Below are 22,327 nucleotides of genomic sequence, written 5' to 3' on the forward strand. Positions count from 1 at the left end.
CATTTTTTAACAAATCAGCCGCGTCACTGAGCATCGTTAACGATCGGCAGATCGTTACGCGCACCCCATTCGCCCCAGGAACCGTCGTACAGTGCGACGTTTTTCACGCCAAGGCTGGTTAACGCCAGAATCACCACCACTGCGGTGACGCCAGAACCACAGCTGGCAACGACGGGCTGCGACAAATCCACACCCTGCTGGCTGAATATGGCCTGTAATTCCGCTGCGGGTTTTAAACGCCCTTCGGTGACCAGCGAATTCCAGGGAACGTTCAGACTGCCTGGAATGCGTCCACGGCGCAGACCCGGACGCGGTTCATCCACTTCGCCGTGAAAACGGTTAGCGGCACGGGCATCAATAATCTGCGTGCCGCCTTCATGACTGACCAGCAGCACATCGGTGACGCGTTTGACTTCGCCTTCACCCTGATCGGCCTCGAACTCACCTTCCGCGAGGTCCGGCGCACCACTTGTCAGCGGTAGCTGTGCCTGTTTCCAGCCCGCCAGTCCGCCAGCCAGAATGGAAATTTGCTTCACGCCAAAGTGACGCAACATCCACCAGGCGCGTGGAGCCGAGAACAGATTACCCTCATCGTAGATAATCAGATGCTTATCATCGCTGATCCCCAGCTCACGCATCGCCACGGCGAAGGTTTCCGCGCGCGGCAACATATGCGGGTAAGCACTGGTATGGTCCGACAGGGCCTCAATATCGAAGAAGGGCGCATTCGGCAGATGCTCTGCCAGATACTCTTCCTGTACGTTGCGGGTTTTCTCCTGACCGGGCGGCAGCATACGTGCGTCCAGAATCTGGATATTGTCATTGGTCAGATGCTCTGCCAGCCAGTCAGCAGAAACAAAAAGAGAGGGAGTCGTCATCGCGGCCTCGTTGTCAGTAACGTTTAGCTGAGTGTCAGCGATTTTGTTAGCTATCACAAGGCGAAATCGCGGTATTCAGAGCCGTCTCTGGATTCCGGTAAATTGTTTGCATTCGCCGATAGAAATTGCGCAGATAAACTATTACTCTTTGACCAATTTTGTAACATGGAAGGTTCTTTCTGATGGATGTGCTCAAGTTTCTCCTGCGCTTACCTTTCACCGTGCTGAAAGCACTGTGCTGGCTGCTGTCCCGCCTTTTTCGCGTGCTGGGGCAGTTGCTGCGCCCGCTGCTGGGTGAGGTTAACTGGCGCGGACCGGGCTGGGTTTCACCACTGAAAGCCGGTTTCGCCCGGCTGGAGCAGGGGATTGACCGCCATCCGAAAACCATTGCCCTGAGCGTGCTGCTGCTGGCGGCGGCGGGCGTCGCCAGTGTTTATGGCTGGCACTGGTGGCAGAACCGCCCTAAACCGATTGACGTTGCCCCGCTGGCTATCCAGAACAGCAGGGTAGAGGCCGTGAACCCGGAGGGGGTTGACTACACCGTAGCAAAACCTGCCGTGCAGGTGCTCACCCTGAGATTCAATCAGTCCGTTGCCCCGGTCACGCTGGTCGGTAAAAAAGTGACTGACGGCATCAGCCTGAAGCCAGCATTAGCGGGTGAATGGCAGTGGCAGAATGCCTGGACGTTGATTTTCACCCCGCAGCAGCCATTGCCAATGGGGGCGAGCTATGAGGCGACGCTTAAACCTGACACGCTGCTGGCCCCGCAGATCCGCATTGAGCAGACGCACCATACCTTCAGTGTGCCCGCCTTTGACTATCAAATTGGCAACAGCGAGTACTACCAGGACCCGCAGGACAGCAGCCAGCACAGTGCTATTTTTACGATCAAATTCAATGCGCCGGCTGATGTGCAGAGTGTGGAAAAACAGCTGTCACTCGGCCTGAGTGCCGCGCAGGGGCAGCCAGAACAGCCGCTGAAGTTCACGGTGACCTGGGACGAAAAGAAACTGAATGCCTGGGTACGTTCCACTGCGCTACAGCCAATGGACCACGGCGGTGCTGTGCACTTGCAGATTAATAGCGGGGTGAAATCCTTACGCCCTGGCAATCCGGTCACCCGTAAAAGTGACGGATGGGTGACGGTGCCGAATCTCTTCAGCCTCAGTCTGAGTGATATCACTGCGGAAGTGGTCGATAAACCCGGCAGCCAGGGCGAACGCGCACTGATCGTTGGCTTTAGCGATGCCGTTCGTGACAGCGATGTTCGCAAAGTGGTGAAAGCCTGGATGTTGCCGCAGAAGGACCCACGTCGTCCGGCCAGCGAGCAGACAGAGGAAGAATTCACGGCCTGGGATGTGAGCAATGTTGACCAGAGTGTGATCAACCGTTCTCCGGTTGTGTCGCTCAGCCTGAACGATGCAGAAGAAACCTGGCAGCCACAGTTCAGCTTCAAGTTTGATGCTCCGGCAAAACGTTATCTGCTGGTGTCGGTGGATGCCGCGATGACGTCCAATGGCGGCTACAAAATGCCGGAAAAAGTGTGGCGCGTGATTCAGGTGCCGGACTATCCGAAGCTGCTGCAGTTTGCCGCTCAAGGGGCGCTACTGTCAGTCAACGGTGATAAACGCATCAGCGTGGCGGCACGTAACGTGCCGGGCCTGCGCGTGGACATCAAACGCGTTATCCCCAGTCAGTTACAGCATATTGTCTCGTTTAAAAGTCGCCAGTTTGCGTCGGCTGACTTCAATCGTCTGAACGACGAATATTTCACTGAGCGCTTCCGCTATCAGACGCCCGTGAATAATGAAAAACCCGGCGAGGTCAGCTATCAGGGCATCGATCTGTCGCGCTATCTCTCAACCCGCCCCGATTCCCATCGCGGCATCTTCCTGTTGACCCTGTCTGAATGGTCGCCACAGCAGAAAGAGGCCCAGCCAACGGAAGAGGAGTATCAGGAAGAGGGAGAGCAGCAGGAGATCACCGGGGATTCACGTTTTGTGGTGGTGACCGATCTGGGCATTATTGCCAAACGTTCGCAGGATAAAACACGTGACCTGTTTGTGCAGTCAATCAGCGGCGGTCAGCCCGTGGTGGGCGCGCAGGTTTCGGTGGTGGCGAAGAATGGTGAAAAACTGCTGAGCCGTCAGACAGGCATCGATGGTCATGTCAGCTTCCCGTCGCTGGAGGTGTATACCAACGAACGTGAGCCGGTGATGTTCCTGGTGGAAAAAGAGGGGGATGTCTCCTTCCTGCCGACCGGTCGTGACAACGATCGCGGCCTCGATTTCTCCCGTTTTGATGTGTATGGCGAAAGCACACCGGACGATACCCGTACTCTCGGCAGCTATCTGTTCTCTGACCGTGGCGTCTATCGTCCGGGCGATACCTTCCATATTGGTTTGATCACCCGTGCCGCCGACTGGTCAGTGCCAGTTGGGGGGATTCCGGTGCGCGCTGAAATTCGTGACCCGCGCGACAAACTGATGCGCACCGTCCCGTTGACCCTCAGCGCCAGCGGATTTAACGAACTGAGTTTCACCACGGAAGAAAGCTCCCCGACGGGCGAATGGAATATTTATCTTTACCTGCCGGGTAAAGACGACGACTCAACGCGCCTGCTTGGCAGCACAGCGGTTAACGTCAAAGAGTTCGAACCGGATCAGCTCAAGGTCAAGCTGACGCTGACGCCAGACCATCAGCAAGGCTGGGTAAAACCGGATCAACTGAAAGCCAATATTGACGTCCAGAACCTGTTCGGCACCCCGGCGCAGGGACGCCGTGTGGCGTCGAAAATGACGCTGCGTCCGGTCTACCCAGCGTTTGACCGTTATGCTGATTACGCCTTCTATGAAGCGCGTTCGGCCAGCGATGGTTATGACACTGAACTCGAAGACAGCACCACGGATGATAACGGTGCCGCAGCGATTAAACTGGATCTGAGCGGCTTCGGTGATTCGACTTACCAGCTGCAATTACTGTCGGAAGCCTTTGTCGCGGGTGGCGGTCGTTCAGTAGCCGCTACCGCCCGTACGCTGGTCTCTCCGTATGATTATCTGATTGGTGTGAAAGCCGATGGTGAGTTGGGCTACATTCATCAGAATGCCGAGCGCAACGTCAATCTGATCGCGATTAATCCGTCGCTGGATACCATTGCGCTTAACGGTCTGACGCTGCGTCTGCTGGAGCAGAAGTATCTGTCGGTGCTGACGCGTCAGGAATCCGGCGTGTATAAATATCAGTCAAAGCTGAAAGAGATCCCGGTTTCCGATACGGCACTCGATCTGCCCGCCAGCGGTCACTCAATGGCACTGGCAACCGATAAGCCCGGTGACTTCGTGCTGGTGGTGGAAAATGCTAAAGGCGAGGTGCTCAATCGCATCGCTTACAGCGTGACGGGTGAAGCTAACCTGACCCGCTCCCTCGATCGTAACGCCGAACTGAAACTCAAGCTGAACAGCGACAAGTATCAGCCGGGCAGCGAAATTGAAGTGGCGATCAACGCGCCTTATACCGGCAGCGGTCTGATCACCATTGAAAAAGATCGTGTCTACAGCTGGCAGTGGTTCCATACCACCACCACTAACTCGGTGCAGAAGATCCGCATTCCGGCCGAGCTTGAGGGCAATGCCTATATCAACGTGCAGTTCGTCCGTGATATTAACTCGGACGAGATCTTCATGAGCCCGCTTAGCTACGGCGTGATGCCGTTTAAAATCAGCAACGAAGCGCGCCAGAACACCCTGAAACTCGATGTGCCAGAAGTGATGAAACCAGGCGAAGATCTCACCATCAATGTCACCACGGATGGCCCGCAGCAGGTGGCCGTCTTTGCCGTGGATGAAGGGATCCTGCAGGTGGCGCGTTATCGTCTGACCGATCCACTGGATTACTTCTTCCGTAAGCGTGAACTGAACGTTGAAAGCTCGCAGATCCTCGATCTGATCCTGCCAGAGTTCAGCAAGCTGATGTCGCTGACCTCTGCCCCTGGCGGTGACGGCGGTGAAGGTCTTGACCTGCACCTCAACCCGTTCAAACGTAAACGTGACAAGCCGGTGGCGTTCTGGTCGGGGATCACCGAGGTTAACGGCCAGGCGAAGTTTACCTATCCGGTGCCGGACTACTTCAACGGTAAAATTCGGGTGATGGCGATTTCGGTCACGCCAGAGAAAATTGGTAAAGCGCAGACAGGCACCACGGTGCGTGACAACTTTATCCTGACGCCGAACGTTCCATCGATGGTCGCACCAGGAGATGAATTTGACGTCAGCGTGGGCGTGAGTAATAACCTTGAAGGCCAGGGCGATGGCAAATTGCCGGTGGTCATCAAGGTGACGCCTCCGCCGCAGCTGGAAGTGGTCGGTCAGCCAGAGCAGTCGCTGGAACTGGCGGCTAAACATGAAGGCGTGGTCAACTTCCGTCTGCGTGCTAAATCTGAACTGGGTGATGCGCCGCTGCTCTTCACTGCGCAGTACAGTGATAAAACCAGCCGCCGGACGATCAGCACTTCGGTACGCCCGGCAATGCCGTTCCGTATCCAGACGGTGATGGGACGTATGAGCGGCAATCAGCAGCAGGCGGATAATTTGCGCCAGATGTTTGGTGCTTATGCCCAGCGCCAGGCGGCGGTATCGAACTCGCCGCTGGTGTTGACCAGCGGGCTGGCAAGCTATCTGGCGAACTACCCGTATTACTGCTCTGAACAGATTGTCAGTCAGTCGATCCCGCTGCTGTTGCAGAGCGAACATCCGGAACTGCGCGGCGGTCTCGATGCGGATAAAGTTCGTCAGCAGCTGAAAGGCATCCTCGACGTGTTGCGTTCACGTCAGAACGGCGACGGTGCTGTCGGTCTGTGGATGGCTTCACCGCAGGCCGATCCGTTTATCACGCCGTATGTGGTGCAGTACCTGCTGGAAGCAAAAGCCGCCGGTTATCCGCTGCCTGCCGGCATGCTGGATGATGCCAACGTTGCACTGCGTGCGCTGGCGGCCAACGGCTACGAAGATCTCTACCACCTTCGCCTGCGTGCCTGGGCCGTTTATCTGCTCACGCGGCAGGGTGAAATCACCACCAATGCGCTGGCCTCAGTGCAGGAGACGCTGAAAAAACGCTTCCCGGACAGCTGGCAAACCGATCTCAGTGCGCTGTACCTGGCTTCCTCATGGCGCTTACTCAAGGCCGATGATGAAGCGGAACGACTGTTCCAGCCGGGCTGGCAGGCGCTGAATCAGGCCTATAGCAAAAGCTGGTGGACGCAAAACTACTATGATCCATTGGTGCAGGATGCGACCCGGTTGTACCTGATTACTCGCCACTTCCCGGAAAAAGTGTCGGCTATCCCGCCGCAACTGCTGGAAAATATGGTGCAGGCACTGAGGGAAGAGCGCTACACCACCTTCTCTGCCGCCATGAGTATTCTGGCGCTGGAAAGCTACTCGGAACAGGTGGCACAGCAAAACGATCCGCAGGCGCTGACAATTAACCAGCTGGGGCGTGACAATAAAGTTCCTCAGTTGATTTCTGCGCTACAGGGGCGGTTTGCACAGGGTAACTTCAGTGGGGATGCGGCTTCTGTGCAGTTCCGTAATGCCGGAAACGCACCCGCCTGGTATGTGGTCACACAGGCCGGTTATGACCTTGCCGCGCCAGAAAAAGCGATCAGCCGCGGGCTGGAAATCAGCCGCGATTACACGGATGCCGCAGGCAAAGCGGTCGACAAGGTTCAACTCGGCCAGACGATTAACGTGCATCTGAAAATCCGCGCGAATTCAAAACAAGCGCTGAGTAATCTGGCGATTGTCGACCTGTTGCCGGGCGGATTTGAAGTGGTCCAGCAGACGCCTCCACCGCCGGAAACGGACGATGAGGAACAGCAGGAAGCGCCATCCGCAGGCTGGCAGTCGCCGCTGGCGGCAAGCGGGTCAACCTGGGCGCCTGACTTCAGCGATATTCGTGAAGATCGAGTGATCATCTACGGCAGTGCCAGCACGGAACTGCAGGAGTTTGTTTACCAGATCAAAGCGACCAATACCGGAAGTTTTGTCATTCCTCCGGCGTACGGTGAAGCGATGTATGACCGTGAAATCCAGGCGATGTCAGCCAGCGCAGGCAAAATTGAGGTGGTTCCGGCTGAATAGCCTGGCTTCAGGTAGCGGGAACGAATGAAACGTCTGCTGCAAAATCTGGCGGTGGCGCTGGCATTACTGGCGCTGCTGCTGGTGGGTTTTCGTTTGTGGCCACATCCACCGTTGTCGCAAGGTGTCCCGCTCTCTACGGCGTGGTATGACCGCAACGGCACATTGTTACGACTGTCGCTGGCCAGTGATGACCGCTATCGTCAGTGGACGCCACTGGAGGCGATTTCGCCGCTGGCGGTGGACGGGCTGTTGCTGCATGAGGATCGCTGGTTCTGGTACAACCCCGGCGTCAACCCCCTAAGCCTGGCGCGGGGCTTCTGGCGCAGCTATGTGCTGGGTGGCAACAAGCAGGGGGGATCCACGATCAGTATGCAACTGGCGCGCATGGTGTGGCAGCTGAATACCCGATCGCCAAAAGGCAAAATGGTTCAGGTGTTGCGCGCCCTCCAGCTTGAACTCAGTTACTCCAAGCACGATATTCTCGAAGCCTATCTGAACTACGCTCCTTACGGGCGCAACATTGAAAGCATTGGTGCCGCCAGCCTGATCTACTTTGCCAAACCGCCCGCGCAGTTGACGCTGGCAGAAGCATTGACGCTGGCAGTGCTGCCCCAGTCCCCCAGTTTGCGTATCAATCCGCGCAGTGATGAGGTCAGCCCGCCGCTGATGCAGGCGCGTAACCGCCTGTTTCGGCGCTGGCAGCAGCACTACCCCACCGATCACAGCCAGCAGGCGCTGTTTCAGCTGCCGTTAGCCCTGCGTCAGCCGCAGGATTTGCCCTTTATCGCCCCGCACTTTATTGAGCAGTTACAAAGCGGAGAGCGGCAGCCCCGGGTCGACACTACGCTGGATGCCAGCCTGCAACGGCTGGTGGAAAGGCAGGTCAACGCGTTTATTCGCCGTAATCAGAGCCGGGGGATCCACAATACCGCCGTGCTGCTGGTGGACAGCCGCGATATGGGCGTACGTGCCATGGTGGGTTCGGCCGACTATTACAACCGTCAGATCCAGGGGCAGGTGAATGGCACCAATGCCAAACGTTCGCCGGGATCGGCGCTAAAACCTTTTATTTACGCGCTGGGGATGGAGCAGGGTGTCCTACACCCGATGACCGTCCTGAAAGATGTACCGTACTCCTTCGGCAGCTATGCGCCTGAGAACTTCGACCGCCGTTTCCTCGGGCCGGTGACGGCGACCGATGCGCTGAATTTCAGCCGCAATATTCCGGCAGTAACCATTGCTTCACGGCTGCGTCAGCCGGGCTTCTATCAGTTTTTGCAACTGGCGGGTATCAGCAATCTGGCGAGCGAAAAACACTACGGACTGTCGCTGGTGCTGGGTGGGGGAGAGGTGACCGCGCAGGAGCTGGCGAAACTCTACGCGATGCTGGCCAACCGGGGTGAAGTGCGCGCGCTGCGGTTTCGTCAGCAGGATCCTCAGCCGCCAGCATTTCGCCTGCTGAGTGAAGAGGCCAGTTTTATGACGCTGGATATTCTGCGTCAACACCGCCGTCCCGGCGATACGCTGGCGCAGCGCCCATCATCGCTACCGGTTTACTGGAAAACCGGCACCTCCTGGGGTTTTCGCGATGCGTGGAGCGTCGGCATTTTTGGCCCTTATGTACTGGTCGTGTGGCAGGGGAATTTTAACGGGCAGGGCAATAACGCATTTGTCGGTGTGGAAGCCGCCGCGCCGTTGTTCTTCAATGTTATCGACAGCGTGATTGCCAGCTACCCGGGGCTGAGTGAGCCTAAGCACCGTTTCCCTGCCCATCTGAAGCGTGTGGAAATTTGTCTGCCCAGTGGCGACCTGCCGACGCAGTGGTGCCAGCAGCGCGGCAAGAGCTGGTTTATTCCCGGCAAATCCCCGATTAAAGTGGATACGGTTTACCGGCCCTTGCGTATCGATAATCAGAGTGGACAGCCGGTCTGCGCCCCCTGGGATACCGAGACCAGCCATACTGAAGTGTTTGAGTTCTGGCCCTCCGATCTTGCCAATGTCTTTATACAGGCAGGGCTGCCCAAGCGCCAGCCGCCGCCTGTCACCTGCCAGCAGGGCGCGGTGGGTGGGGACGCACCACGTATTACTTCGCCGCTGAAAAACACCACTTACCAACTGCGTCAGTCGCAGAAAGGGCGCGACAATATCAGTTTCAGCGCGGTGACCGATGCAGACAGCGCCACTGTTTACTGGTTTGTTGATGATATCTATCTTGGCAGCAGCGCCAGTAAAACGCCGCTTGACTGGCGGCCCTCCCGGCCGGGTAAATATCGCATTCGTGCGGTAGACGATCGTGGCCGGGCCGACAGCCGTTTGATTAATGTGGCGTTGATCAACTAATTTCAGACGGATCCCCAGGCGCTTTTCTGGTCATCAATCCCAGGGCTGCGTAAGATAGCCGCAGGTGGGGGGAAAATGTCGCGATGAGGATCGGATTTTTCATTAAATTATTGAATCTCCGATAGGCATCTCTCGCGATGCCCCCTATAATCTGCGGCCATTTTCCCGGCCGGGAACCGTTTTCGCGGCTAAACTCGAAAGATAATACAGGGGTCAACAATGACTATTGAGCGTACATTTTCCATCGTAAAACCAAACGCTGTGGCAAAGAATGTTATCGGTGCCATCTTCAACCGTTTTGAAAGCGCTGGCTTCAAAATCGTTGGCAGCAAAATGCTGCACCTGAGCAAAGAGCAGGCTGAAGGTTTCTACGCTGAACACCAGGGCAAACCTTTCTTTGATGGTCTGGTTGAATTCATGACCTCTGGCCCGGTTGTTGTTTCCGTGCTGGAAGGCGAAAATGCCGTGCAGCGCCACCGTGACCTGATGGGCGCAACTAACCCGGCTAACGCGCTGGCGGGTACTCTGCGTGCAGACTACGCAGACAGCTTCACCGAGAACGCGACCCACGGTTCTGATTCTGCTGAATCAGCTGCCCGTGAAATCGCTTACTTCTTCGGCGAAGGCGAAATCTGCCCACGCACCCGTTAATTCGGCTGCCTGACTGGAAAGGGTTTACAAAAAAAGTGTGTTTGTTGCTTTAACCCTTGCGAAGTCATGAGTACAATAATGCGCCCCTGACATTCTGTTTAGGGGCGCTTCTATTTTATTCACTCCAAACCCAGAGCCATAACGTGTAACAACGAGGCCAGAGAATATTATGTCAGAACTTATTGTGACGCCGTCGTCCGAATCTCCTGCAATTGCCACCCCTAAAAAAGAAAAAATCAACCTGCTCGATCTGAATCGCCAGCAGATGCGTGAGTTTTTTGCCGGTATGGGTGAAAAGCCGTTTCGTGCCGACCAGGTAATGAAATGGATCTATCACTACTGCTGTGATGATTTCGATGAGATGACCGACATCAACAAGGTTTTCCGTAACCGGCTGAAAGAGGTCGCTGAAATACGCGCACCAGAAGTCGCGGAAGAACAACGCTCAGCCGATGGCACCATCAAGTGGGCTATTCAGGTGGGTGGGCAGCAGGTAGAAACCGTCTACATTCCAGAAAAAGATCGCGCCACGCTGTGTGTCTCTTCCCAGGTGGGTTGTGCGCTGGAATGTAAATTCTGCTCAACGGCGCAGCAGGGTTTTAACCGTAACCTGCGTGTATCCGAAATTATTGGTCAGGTATGGCGTGCTGCTAAAATCATCGGTGCAGCCAAAGTGACCGGCCAGCGCCCTATCACCAACGTGGTGATGATGGGAATGGGTGAGCCACTGCTCAACCTGAACAATGTGGTTCCGGCGATGGAAATCATGCTGGATGATTTTGGTTTTGGCCTGTCAAAACGCCGCGTGACCCTGTCGACTTCAGGTGTGGTTCCCGCACTGGATAAACTGGGCGATATGATAGATGTGGCGCTGGCGATCTCGCTGCATGCCCCTAATGACACAATTCGTGACGAAATTGTGCCGATCAACAAAAAGTACAATATTGCGACGTTCCTGGCATCAGTCAGCCGTTATATCAGCAAGTCTAATGCTAACCAGGGGCGCGTGACTATCGAGTACGTGATGCTCGATCACATCAATGACAGCACCGATAACGCCCATGAACTGGCTGCGTTGTTGAAAGATACGCCGTGCAAAATTAACCTGATCCCGTGGAACCCCTTCCCGGCAGCACCTTATGGTCGCAGTTCGAACAGTCGCATCGATCGCTTCTCTAAAGTGTTGATGGATTACGGTTTTACTACTATTGTGCGTAAAACCCGTGGTGATGATATTGATGCCGCGTGCGGTCAGTTGGCCGGTGACGTCATTGACCGTACTAAGCGCACGCTGAAAAAGAAGCTGGCTGGAGAAGCCATCTCTGTGAAGGCGATCTGAAACCCGGCGTTTTCCTGCCGCATTCCGTGTTGAACCTGACAATATTGGCGTACGATAAGTGGCTGATAAAGACAGGGAGAGACAGGGATGCGGGCAGGGATAATCGCCTTTGTGCTGATCATGTTGCTGGCGGGGTGTCGGACTTCGCCGCAGCCTGATGGACTGGTTGAAACACGGATTCAGTTGGGAATGGCGTGGCTGGCGCGCGGTAACAACGATGCTGCACGCAGGAATTTGCAGCGTGCAATCACCCTTGCGCCAGGTGATTACCGTACCCAACTGGCGATGGCTCGCTACCAGCAGCAGACAGGCGACAATAGCATGGCGCAGCAACATTATCGTCGCGCCCTGAAATTAGCAGCGCAAAACAGCTATGTGCTTAATAATTACGGTGCGTTTCTCTGCGGATTAGGGCAGTATGATGCGGCACAACGGCTGTTCAGCAGGGCAATGGAAGATTCAGCAAATGGGCTTCGTGCCGACAGTGTTGAAAATTCCGGCTACTGTTTTTTGAATGCCGGCCAGCATGAAAAAGCGCGTAAAGCGCTGAAGGACGCGGTGCAAACCGATCCAACCAAAGGAATGCCCATGCTGGCAGAAGCCGAAAGGCGATTTGGAAAGGGGAGCCGTGCAGATTCACGCCTCCTGTTAGATGTTTATCAACACAACTTTCCTGTTTCGGCAGAAAGCTTGTGGTTAGAGGTTCGCTTCGCCGCGCAGGCAAATCAGTCCGGTGATGTTCACTATTATGGGGCTCAACTTGCGCGAATTTTTCCACAATCGATACAGTACCAGCATTTTTTAGCTAATGAATACTGAAGCCACTCAAGACAAATCTAACGTAAATTCAACAGGCGAGCGCCTGCGTGGTGCCCGTGAACTCATGGGCCTGACTCAGCAGAATGTTGCTGAACGCCTCTGCCTGAAACTTTCCACTGTTCGTGATATTGAAGAGGACAAGTCGCCCGCCAATCTGGCATCGACCTTCTTGCGTGGCTATATCCGTTCTTACGCGCGTTTAGTTCGCGTGCCGGAAGAAGAGCTGCTACCGATGATGGCCAAACAGGTCCCGGTCAGAGCCGCGAAAGTTGAACCGATGCAAAGTTTCTCCCTCGGTAAACGCCGCAAAAAGCGCGATGGCTGGTTGATGATTTTCACCTGGCTGGTGTTGTTTGTGGTGGTGGGATTGACGGGAGCCTGGTGGTGGCAGAATCACAAAGCCGCTCAGGATGATCTGGTTACCATGGCCGATCAAAACGCGTCGTCCGAAGGGGACAATAGCCAGTCGATCCCGTTGACGGACAGTAATGCCAGCAGCGGCACCGATAACGGTGGGCAAACGGCCATTCCGCTGGATACCACACCAGCAGCAGATTCTGCGAACACGGGCAGCATTCCAGCTGCTACGGCGCAGGCCCCTGCGGCAAACACGCAGGCTGATAATTCTCAGCCTGCGGTGGTTTCACCAAGTCAGGCACCGGCTGAGGCCGGTGTCAGTGCTCAACTGCCTACCAGCAGCGCCGGCGTCAGCCAGCCTGCTGTTGACCCAAACGCCGTAGTGATGAATTTTTCCAGCGATTGCTGGCTGGAAGTGACCGATGCAGCAGGCAAGAAACTGTTCAGCGGTATTCAGCGTAGCGGTGGTAAACTCAGCCTTGCCGGCACTGCGCCCTATCGCTTGAAGATTGGTGCTCCGGCCGCAGTACAGATCGAATATCAGGGTAAACCTGTCGATCTGAGCCGTTATATCCGTACTAACCAGGTTGCTCGCCTGACTATCGGTGCGCAATAACGCATCTTCCTCTGGTCGCGAGTGATTGTGGAGAAAGAATATGCATAACGAAGCACCCATTACCCGTCGCAAATCAAAGCGCATTTACGTCGGCAAGGTGCCCGTGGGTGACGGCGCACCGATTGCCGTCCAGTCCATGACCAATACCCGCACTACCGACGTTGCCGCTACGGTCGCTCAGATCCGAGCTTTGGAGCGCGTTGGTGTCGATATCGTACGTGTATCCGTACCAACGATGGATGCCGCAGAAGCCTTCCGTCTGATCAAACAGCAGGTGAATGTCCCGCTGGTCGCCGATATCCATTTTGACTACCGTATTGCCCTTAAAGTTGCCGAATATGGCGTGGATTGCCTGCGCATCAACCCGGGTAACATTGGTAATGAAGAGCGTATTCGCTCTGTGGTGGATTGCGCCCGTCATTACAACATTCCTATCCGCATTGGCGTGAACGGCGGATCGCTGGAAAAAGATCTGCAGGAAAAATACGGGGAGCCAAACCCGCAGGCGCTGCTGGAATCCGCGATGCGCCATGTGGACATCCTCGATCGCCTCAACTTTGATATGTTCAAAGTCAGTGTGAAAGCCTCCGACGTGTTCCTGGCCGTGGAGTCCTATCGACTGCTGGCGAAGCAGATCGACCAGCCACTGCATTTAGGTATCACCGAAGCGGGTGGTGCGCGTGCGGGTGCCGTCAAATCAGCTATTGGCCTGGGGCTGCTCTTGTCTGAAGGCATCGGCGATACGCTGCGCATCTCGCTGGCGGCAGACCCGATTGAAGAAGTGAAAGTCGGCTTTGATATTCTGAAGTCGCTGCGTATTCGTTCGCGCGGTATCAACTTTATCGCCTGCCCAACCTGTTCACGTCAGGAGTTTGATGTGATCGGTACGGTGAATGCGTTAGAAGAGCGGCTGGAAGATATCATCACACCGATGGATATTTCGATTATCGGGTGTGTGGTTAACGGCCCGGGTGAAGCCACCGTTTCAACGATGGGCGTCACCGGCGGCAGCAAGAAAAGTGGTTTCTACGAAGATGGCGTGCGTCTGCGCGAGCGTCTGGATAACGACAATATGATCGACCAGCTGGAAGCGCGCATTCGTGCGAAAGCCACCATACTGGACGCATCGCGCCGGATTGATGTCCAGCAGGTCGAAAAATAAACTGCAAGGGGCGGCCTTCTTTTCTGGGCCGCCCCTTGCTGAATCAAATTGATGAGAGAAAACTAGTGGCGAAGAATATCCAGGCCATTCGCGGCATGAACGACTATTTACCTGCTGACACCGTGGTGTGGCAGCGTATCGAGCAGATCCTCAAGCAGGTGCTGGGCAGCTATGGATTCAGCGAAATTCGCCTGCCGATTGTAGAGCAGACCCCGTTATTCAAACGCGCTATCGGTGAAGTGACCGATGTGGTTGAAAAAGAGATGTACACCTTCGATGACCGCAACGGCGAAAGCCTGACGCTGCGTCCAGAAGGCACCGCAGGTTGTGTACGCGCGGGCATTGAACACGGTCTGCTGTACAATCAGGAACAGCGTCTGTGGTACATCGGTCCGATGTTCCGCTATGAGCGTCCACAAAAAGGGCGTTATCGCCAGTTCCACCAGATTGGTGCTGAAGTGTTTGGTCTGCAAGGCCCGGACATCGATGCGGAGCTGATCATGATGACGGCTCGCTGGTGGAAAGCGCTGGGTATCTCTGAGCATGTTAGCCTGGAGCTGAACTCCATTGGCTCTCTGGAAGCGCGAGCCAATTACCGTGATGCGCTGGTGGCCTTCCTTGAGCAGCATACTGACGTGCTGGATGAAGACTGCAAACGCCGCATGTATACTAACCCGCTGCGCGTGCTGGATAGCAAAAACCCGGATGTGCAGGCGCTGCTGAATGACGCGCCAACGCTTGGTGACTATCTGGATGACGAATCCCGCGAGCATTTCGCCGGGCTGTGCAGCCTGCTTGATGCGGCCGGTATTGCTTACACCGTCAACCAGCGTCTGGTTCGTGGCCTCGACTATTACAACCGTACAGTGTTTGAATGGGTGACCAGCAGCCTCGGTTCACAGGGCACCGTGTGTGCCGGTGGGCGTTATGATGGCCTGGTTGAACAACTGGGTGGGCGCGCAACCCCAGCCGTCGGTTTTGCGATGGGTCTGGAGCGCCTGGTCCTGCTGGTGCAGGCGGTTAATCCTGAATTTGAACCGACGCGCATTGTTGATGTCTATGTTATCGCTTCGGGTCAGGGCGTACAGAGCGCGGCGATGCTGCTGGCTGAACAGCTGCGTGATGCGCTGCCGGAACTGAAGCTAATGACTAACTTTGGTGGCGGTAACTTCAAGAAGCAGTTTGCTCGTGCAGATAAGTGGGGCGCCCGCATTGCACTGGTGCTCGGTGAAGATGAAGTGGCCAATGGCCAACTGGTGATTAAAGATTTGCGTAACGGCGAGCAGCAAACGCTGGCACAAGGTGATGCGGCAGCTACGCTGGCATCGATGTTACAGCGTTAAGCCTCTACGGTGTCACGATTTAAAGGAGTAGGATTGCGTGGAAGTGTATAGCAACGAAAACGAACAGGTAGATGCGCTGAAGAACTTCTTTGCTCAGAATGGCAAAGCGTTAGTGGTTGGCGTTGTTCTGGGCGTCGGCGCATTACTGGGCTGGCGTTACTGGAGTAATCATCAGGATAGCGGATCGCGTGAAGTGTCTGCGTCTTATCAGCAGGTGACGTCGGCGCTGGACGCCACTAAACCCGCTTCGCTTGACGCAGTCGCTAAATTTGCCAGCGAAAACAGCAATACCTACGGTGCGCTGGCTTCTCTGGATTTGGCAAAACGCTATATCGACAACAATCAGTTGGATAAAGCGGTAGACCAGTTGCAAAGCGGCCTGAAGAGCACCAAAGATGCTAACCTGCAGGCGGTCTTGAACCTGCGCCTTGCACGCATCCAGCTACAGCAGAAGCAGCCTGACGCCGTGTTAAAAACACTGGAAAGCGTTAAAGGTGACGGCTGGGCAGCCATCGTGGCTGATGTACGCGGTGAAGCATTACTCAGCAAAGGCGACACCAAAGGTGCGCGCGATGCGTGGAGCAAAGGGATCGCTTCTGATGCGTCTTCGACGCTGAAAGAGATGCTGCAAATGAAAGTGAATAATCTGCCGGGCTAAATAGCTCCTTGTACATTTGGCCTTACAGGCACAAGAGGGATTTCATGGAATTGCGTAAGTTACTTCTGCCGGGACTGATGTCAGTCACCTTACTCAGCGGATGTTCATGGTTCAGCGGTGAAGAAGACGTTGTAAAAATGTCACCGCTGCCGACAGTACAGAATCAGTTCGAGCCAGAAAAAGTCTGGAGCACCTCGGTAGGTAATGGCGTGGGTGATTTCTACTCCAACCTGCATCCGGCCTGGTCTGATAACACCGTTTACGCCGCTGACCGCCGCGGTGTAGTCAAAGCGCTGAGCTCAGGCGATGGTAAAGAACAATGGAAAGTCGACCTGGCAGAAAAAACCGGTTGGTTATCCAGCAATATCCCCGCACTGCTGTCCGGTGGCCTGACCGTTGATGCGGGTCATGTCTATGTCGGTAGTGAGCGTGGTCAGGTTTATGCGCTGAACACCAGCGATGGTTCTATCGCCTGGCAGACGAAAGCGGCCGGTGAAGTACTGTCCCGTCCGGTTGTCAGCGATGGTCTGGTACTGGTTCATACCAGTAACGGCATGCTGCAAGGTCTGGACCAGACCAGCGGTAACATCAAGTGGACTGTGAACCTCGATGTGCCAGCTCTGAGCCTGCGCGGTGAGTCTGCACCTGCGACTGCCTTCGGTGCTGCCATTGTTGGTGGTGATAACGGCCGCGTCAGCGCAGTGATCATGAACCAGGGCCAGATTATCTGGCAGCAGCGTATTTCCCAGCCAAGTGGCGCGACGGAAATCGATCGCCTGGCTGACGTAGATACCACTCCGGTGATCGTTAACGGCGTTGTCTATGCCTTAGCCTACAACGGTAACCTGACGGCACTGGACCTGCGTTCAGGCCAGATTCTGTGGAAACGCGAAATCGGTTCTGTTCACGACATGATCGTTGACGGTGGCCGCATCTTCCTGGTGGATCAGGATGACCGCGTGATTGCACTGAATACCGATGGTGGAGTGAGCCTGTGGCGCCAGAGCGATCTGTTGCACCGTAACCTGACTTCACCTGTGCTGTATAACGGCTACCTGGTCGTCGGTGACAGCGAAGGCTACCTGCACTGGATCAATACTGACGATGGTCGTTTCGTTGCGCAGCAGAAACTGGACAGCTCCGGCTTCCAGACCGAACCTGTTGTTGCCAGCGACAAGCTGCTCATTCAGTCTAAAGACGGTGAGGTTTACGCGATTACGCGTTAATTCCTCAGTAAGTCTGTGCCCCACAGAATTCAGTCTGCCACTACCACGGCAGGCTGAAATATGAAGGGTAAGCGGCTCCTGATTGTTCAGGGGCCGTTTTGTTTTATCCAAGGCGTGTTATTCTAGGCGCCATCGGCCTGAGTACAGCGGCAGTTTATCTGCCGGAACAGCGAATAATATCGCAGCCAGGCGCTTATTTTTTAGTTATGAGGCTTCACTATGGTACCTGTGGTCGCGCTGGTTGGGCGTCCCAATGTGGGAAAATCCACCCTGTTTAACCGTTTAACGCGCACACGAGATGCGCTGGTGGCGGATTTTCCTGGGCTTACTCGAGATCGCAAATATGGCCGCGCCGAAATAGAAGGGCGTGAGTTCATTTGTATCGATACCGGTGGTATCGACGGTAACGAAGAGGGCGTGGAAACACGCATGGCGGAACAGTCGCTGCTGGCGATTGAAGAAGCCGATGTTGTGCTGTTTATGGTCGATGCGCGTGCCGGGCTGATGCCTGCTGACACAGCCATTGCCAAGCATCTGCGTTCGCGCGATAAGCCAACCTTCATCGTCGCCAACAAAACCGACGGCCTGGATGCCGACTCTGCCGTTGTCGATTTCTGGTCACTTGGTCTGGGCGAAATCCACCCGATTGCCGCCTCCCACGGGCGCGGTGTGACCAGCCTGCTGGAACTGGTGCTGCTGCCGTGGATGGATGTTGTTGCGCCAGAACGTGAGCTGACAGAAGAAGAAGAGAACGAAGCCTACTGGGCGGAGTTTGCGGCGAAAGAAGCCAAAGCTAACGGCGAAATGCCGGAAGACGAAGAAGATGATTTTAACCCGCTGGATCTGCCGATCAAGCTGGCGATTGTTGGTCGTCCGAACGTAGGTAAGTCAACGCTCACTAACCGTATTCTCGGTGAAGAGCGCGTGGTGGTGTACGACATGCCAGGCACCACGCGTGACAGTATCTACATTCCGATGGAGCGTGACGGGCGTGAATATGTCCTGATCGATACTGCCGGGGTGCGTAAGCGCGGAAAGATCACTGAAACCGTTGAAAAGTTCTCCGTGATCAAAACCCTGAAAGCGATTGAAGATGCCAACGTTGTTCTGCTGGTGATTGATGCGCACGAAGGTATTTCCGATCAGGATCTCTCACTGCTGGGCTTTATCCTCAATAGTGGGCGCTCACTGGTTATCGTGGTCAACAAGTGGGATGGCCTGTCACAGGAAATCCGTGACGAAGTGAAAGAGCAGCTGGACTACCGTCTGGGCTTTATCGACTTCGCCCGTATTCACTTTATCTCTGCCCTGCATGGCAGCGGTGTGGGTAACCTGTTTGAATCGGTGACCGAAGCTTACGACTGTTCAACACGCCGTGTTAACACCTCCATGTTGACGCGTATTATGAACATGGCTGCCGATGACCATCAGCCGCCGCTGGTGCGTAGCCGCCGCGTGAAGCTGAAATATGCCCACGCCGGAGGATATAACCCACCGATTGTGGTCATTCACGGAAACCAGGTGAAAGACCTGCCGGACTCCTACAAGCGTTATCTGATGAACTACTTCCGTCGTTCACTGGAAATCATGGGTACGCCAATCCGTATTCAGTTCAAAGAGGGTGAGAACCCTTATGAAGGCAAACGTAACCTGCTGACGCCAAATCAGCAGCGTAAGCGCCAGCGCTTAATGAGCCATCTGAAAAAGAACAAACGTTGATCCACAAGGGGGCCTGATGGCCCCCTTTGTTTTATGCTGAAAAGCAAAGACAACGGAGAGACCCAATGGACAGACTTTGCCCGCATTGCCAGCAACCCCTCACGACCACCGACAACGGTGTTTTCTGCCCGCACTGCCATCATCACTTCACCGCCTGTTGCCCCGATTGCCAGCAACCTCTCAATGTACTCAAAGCCTGTGGTGCCACCGATTATTTCTGCCAGCACGGTCACGGACTGATTTCTAAAAAACGGTTGCTGTGGCTTCCTGCGCCCGAGAACCACTAAACCCCAGTAAAAATAGCGTTAATCATTTTGTGCTACACCTTGAGCTATAGTTATTAATCGTGAGCGGCTTGTTAATTTTCTGTTTATCAGATTATGAACCTGGTGGTACAATTCTGCCGCTTGCTACCGGTGCTCAGCCACGCCAGCCGTGAGTTCAGAGCATCAGCGGTGAAAGCAGGACGGGATCGCTCCCGTGTAACATGTTAATAAAAATAAGGTATTAATAAAAAACTGCCTTATTTCCTCCAGGAGTATTTCTGCTATGCCTCAAATAAATGCCGGGCCATCTAAATGGCTGGGCCTGTGGTGTTTCTTGCTGGGATTAATTTTGCTGGCAACAGGCCTTTACTTTGTCATCGGCGGTGGAAAATTAGTTTCACTCGGTGGTAGCTGGTATTTCGTGATTGCCGGTATTTTCACCGTGCTGTCCGCCATCCAGTTCTTCCGTCGCCGGGCTTCCGCGGTTGTGATTTTTGCCCTGGTGTTTATTGGTTCGGCTATCTGGGCAGTGCTGGATGCCGGTATCGACTTCTGGCCGCTGGTTTCCCGCCTGATGTTCCTGGCCGGTATGCTGCTGCTGGCGTTGATTACCTGGCCGTCACTGCGCAAGCATGAAGGCAAACCTGCCTGTGCCAAAGGCGCTTATGGCCTGGGCGCAGTCACCGTGGTTGGCCTGCTGGCAACCCTGTATGGCATGTTCCAGCCGCATCCGACCGTTGCAAATGGTCAGGAACTGCCGCTGGTGCCGGTTGATAAGTCAACTGAGCAGAAAAACTGGGACAACTACGGTAACACCGCAGGCGGTAGCCGCTTTGTGGCCCTGGACCAGATCACCCGCGATAACGTGAAAGATCTGAAACCCGTCTGGACTTATCACACCGGTGATATCCCGGAAAGCCCGACCGGCAGCGGTGCTGAAGATCAGCAAACGCCACTGCAGGTCGGTGATCGCGTATTCCTCTGTACCCCGCATAACAACGTGATTGCGCTGGATGCCGACACCGGTAAGCAACTGTGGAAAACAGAGATTAACGCACAATCTCAGGTCTGGAACCGCTGCCGTGGCCTGGCGTATTTCGATGTCAGCAAACCTCTGGAACAGCCTACCGTTCCTGACTCAACGCCGGTCACGCCTGTGACGCTGGCTGCGGGTGATACCTGTCAGCGCCGCATTCTGATGAACACCATCGATGCACGTCTGGTGGCGATCAACGCGGACAATGGCGAAATGTGCCAGAACTTCGGCGATAAAGGTTTTGTTGACCTGAAAGCCGGTCTGGGCGATGCCAGCGATCCAAAATATCAGTTAACTTCAGCACCAACGCTGGCCGGTACCACCGTTGTGGTCGGTGGCCGTGTGGCGGATAACGTGCAGACTGATATGCCTGGCGGCGTACTGCGCGGCTTTGATGTGATCACCGGTGAAATGCGCTGGGCATTTGACCCGGGCAACCAGGATCCAAATGCGAAACTGGAAGAGGGTAAAACCTTCGTTCGCAGCACGCCGAACTCCTGGGCTCCAATGTCTTACGATGCAGGCATGAACACCGTGTTCCTGCCGATGGGCAGCTCATCTGTTGACCTGTGGGGCGCGAACCGCAACGCACTGGATCACAAATACGGTGCCTCGATCCTGGCGCTGGATGCCACCACCGGTAAAGAGAAGTGGGTTTATCAGACCGTGCATAACGATCTGTGGGACTTCGACATCCCGATGCAGCCAAGCCTGATCGACTTCCCGCAGAAAGATGGCAGCACCAAGTCAGCGGTAGTGTTCGGTACTAAAGCCGGTCAGATCTTTGTGCTGGACCGTCTGACGGGTCAGCCGCTGACTGAAGTGAAGGAAGTTCCGGTCAAACCGGGTAACATCCCGAACGAGCAGTACACGCCAACACAGCCGAAATCAGTCGGTATGCCGGAGATTGGTGCGGGTACGTTGACAGAGTCTGACATGTGGGGCGCGACGCCATTTGATCAGCTGGCCTGCCGTATTGGATTCAAATCCATGCGTTACGATGGCCTGTACACTGTTCCTGGTACTGACCTCTCTCTGAGCTTCCCGGGATCGCTGGGTGGCATGAACTGGGGCAGCCTGTCGACCGATCCGAACAACCACTACATCTTCGCCAATGACATGCGTCTGGGTCTGTGGGTGCAGATGGTGCCGGTGAAAGCGGATGCGAAAGCCAGCAATGGCGGTGAAGCGGTGAACACCGGTATGGGCGCGGTTCCGCTGAAAGGCACGCCGTTTGCCGTGAACAAAAACCGCTTTATGTCGCCAATGGGCATCCCTTGCCAGAAGCCACCGTTTGGTACGCTTTCCGCAATCGACCTGAAAACACAGAAAGTGGTCTGGCAGGTTCCGGTCGGCACCGTGCAGGATACTGGTCCGCTGGGCGTGAAAATGCACGCACCGATGCCAGTAGGCATGCCTACACTGGGCGGTACGCTGGCAACACAGGGCGGCCTGGTGTTTATCGCAGGGACTCAGGATTACTACCTGCGTGCTTTCGATACCTCAACCGGTAAAGAAGTGTGGAAAGCCCGTCTGCCAGTCGGTAGCCAGGGTGGCCCGATGAGCTACAAATCACCGAAAACCGGTAAGCAGTACATCATCATCTCTGCGGGCGGTGCGCGTCAGTCGCCAGACCGTGGTGATTATGTGATCGCTTACGCACTGGACAAATAAGGCCTGGCGAGTGACTCGCTAACCTGATGTCAAAAAGGCCCCTTCAGCAATGAATGAACTGCACCCAAAAAGTTGGACACCCAACTGAGTAAGGTGCAGTACATGA

The 22,327-nt window shown here is 55.2% G+C and carries 14 protein-coding genes; 13 read left to right on the forward strand and 1 reads right to left on the reverse strand.

Annotation, left to right across the window (positions count from 1 at the left end):
* Positions 1-23 precede the first annotated feature (23 nt).
* Positions 24-878, reverse strand: coding sequence for a 3-mercaptopyruvate sulfurtransferase (gene sseA / locus ACFL9S_RS20275; RefSeq protein WP_405263643.1), 855 nt, complete (start codon positions 876-878; stop codon positions 24-26).
* 182 nt (positions 879-1,060) lie between these two features.
* On the opposite strand from sseA, the gene ACFL9S_RS20280 reads away from it, so the two are divergent.
* The 13 genes from ACFL9S_RS20280 to ACFL9S_RS20340 all read left to right on the forward strand — a co-directional run bounded on the left by ACFL9S_RS20280 (position 1,061) and on the right by ACFL9S_RS20340 (position 22,221).
* Complete coding sequence (locus ACFL9S_RS20280) at positions 1,061-7,015, forward strand: alpha-2-macroglobulin family protein (protein WP_405263645.1); 5,955 nt, start codon at positions 1,061-1,063, stop codon at positions 7,013-7,015.
* A 24-nt stretch (positions 7,016-7,039) separates the two neighbouring features.
* Complete coding sequence (gene pbpC, locus ACFL9S_RS20285; protein ID WP_405263646.1) at positions 7,040-9,355, forward strand: penicillin-binding protein 1C; 2,316 nt, start codon at positions 7,040-7,042, stop codon at positions 9,353-9,355.
* Positions 9,356-9,574: 219 nt separating this feature from the next.
* A complete protein-coding gene (gene ndk, locus ACFL9S_RS20290; RefSeq protein ID WP_062744669.1) occupies positions 9,575-10,006 on the forward strand; it encodes a nucleoside-diphosphate kinase in 432 nt (143 codons plus the stop codon).
* 169 nt (positions 10,007-10,175) lie between these two features.
* The gene (locus ACFL9S_RS20295; protein ID WP_405263647.1) at positions 10,176-11,345 is read left to right on the forward strand and encodes a bifunctional tRNA (adenosine(37)-C2)-methyltransferase TrmG/ribosomal RNA large subunit methyltransferase RlmN; all 1,170 of its coding nucleotides are present in this window, start codon (positions 10,176-10,178) and stop codon (positions 11,343-11,345) included.
* Between the two features lie 87 nt (positions 11,346-11,432).
* Complete coding sequence (pilW, locus tag ACFL9S_RS20300) at positions 11,433-12,164, forward strand: type IV pilus biogenesis/stability protein PilW (RefSeq protein WP_405263648.1); 732 nt, start codon at positions 11,433-11,435, stop codon at positions 12,162-12,164.
* A complete protein-coding gene (rodZ, locus tag ACFL9S_RS20305) occupies positions 12,154-13,137 on the forward strand; it encodes a cytoskeleton protein RodZ (RefSeq protein WP_405263649.1) in 984 nt (327 codons plus the stop codon). The genes pilW and rodZ overlap by 11 nt, the downstream gene beginning before the upstream one ends.
* A gap of 40 nt (positions 13,138-13,177) precedes the next feature.
* A complete protein-coding gene (ispG, locus tag ACFL9S_RS20310) occupies positions 13,178-14,299 on the forward strand; it encodes a flavodoxin-dependent (E)-4-hydroxy-3-methylbut-2-enyl-diphosphate synthase (RefSeq protein WP_405263651.1) in 1,122 nt (373 codons plus the stop codon).
* Positions 14,300-14,364: 65 nt separating this feature from the next.
* A complete protein-coding gene (gene hisS, locus ACFL9S_RS20315) occupies positions 14,365-15,642 on the forward strand; it encodes a histidine--tRNA ligase (protein ID WP_405263652.1) in 1,278 nt (425 codons plus the stop codon).
* Between the two features lie 37 nt (positions 15,643-15,679).
* Entirely contained in the window at positions 15,680-16,300 is a 621-nt protein-coding gene (locus ACFL9S_RS20320) for a YfgM family protein (protein WP_405263654.1), read from the forward strand.
* Positions 16,301-16,344: 44 nt separating this feature from the next.
* A complete protein-coding gene (gene bamB / locus ACFL9S_RS20325) occupies positions 16,345-17,526 on the forward strand; it encodes an outer membrane protein assembly factor BamB (RefSeq protein ID WP_405263655.1) in 1,182 nt (393 codons plus the stop codon).
* Between the two features lie 219 nt (positions 17,527-17,745).
* Positions 17,746-19,245 (forward strand): ribosome biogenesis GTPase Der, encoded by a 1,500-nt coding sequence (gene der, locus ACFL9S_RS20330; RefSeq protein ID WP_133845871.1) that lies wholly within the window; start codon positions 17,746-17,748, stop codon positions 19,243-19,245.
* Between the two features lie 65 nt (positions 19,246-19,310).
* On the forward strand, positions 19,311-19,532 hold the full coding sequence (locus tag ACFL9S_RS20335) for a zinc ribbon domain-containing protein (protein ID WP_405263656.1): 222 nt from the start codon (positions 19,311-19,313) through the stop codon (positions 19,530-19,532).
* Between the two features lie 262 nt (positions 19,533-19,794).
* Positions 19,795-22,221, forward strand: coding sequence for a glucose/quinate/shikimate family membrane-bound PQQ-dependent dehydrogenase (locus ACFL9S_RS20340; RefSeq protein ID WP_405263657.1), 2,427 nt, complete (start codon positions 19,795-19,797; stop codon positions 22,219-22,221).
* The last annotated feature ends 106 nt before the right edge of the window (positions 22,222-22,327 follow it).

The organism is Erwinia sp. AnSW2-5 (genome assembly GCF_045107195.1).
GTDB lineage: Bacteria > Pseudomonadota > Gammaproteobacteria > Enterobacterales > Enterobacteriaceae > Erwinia.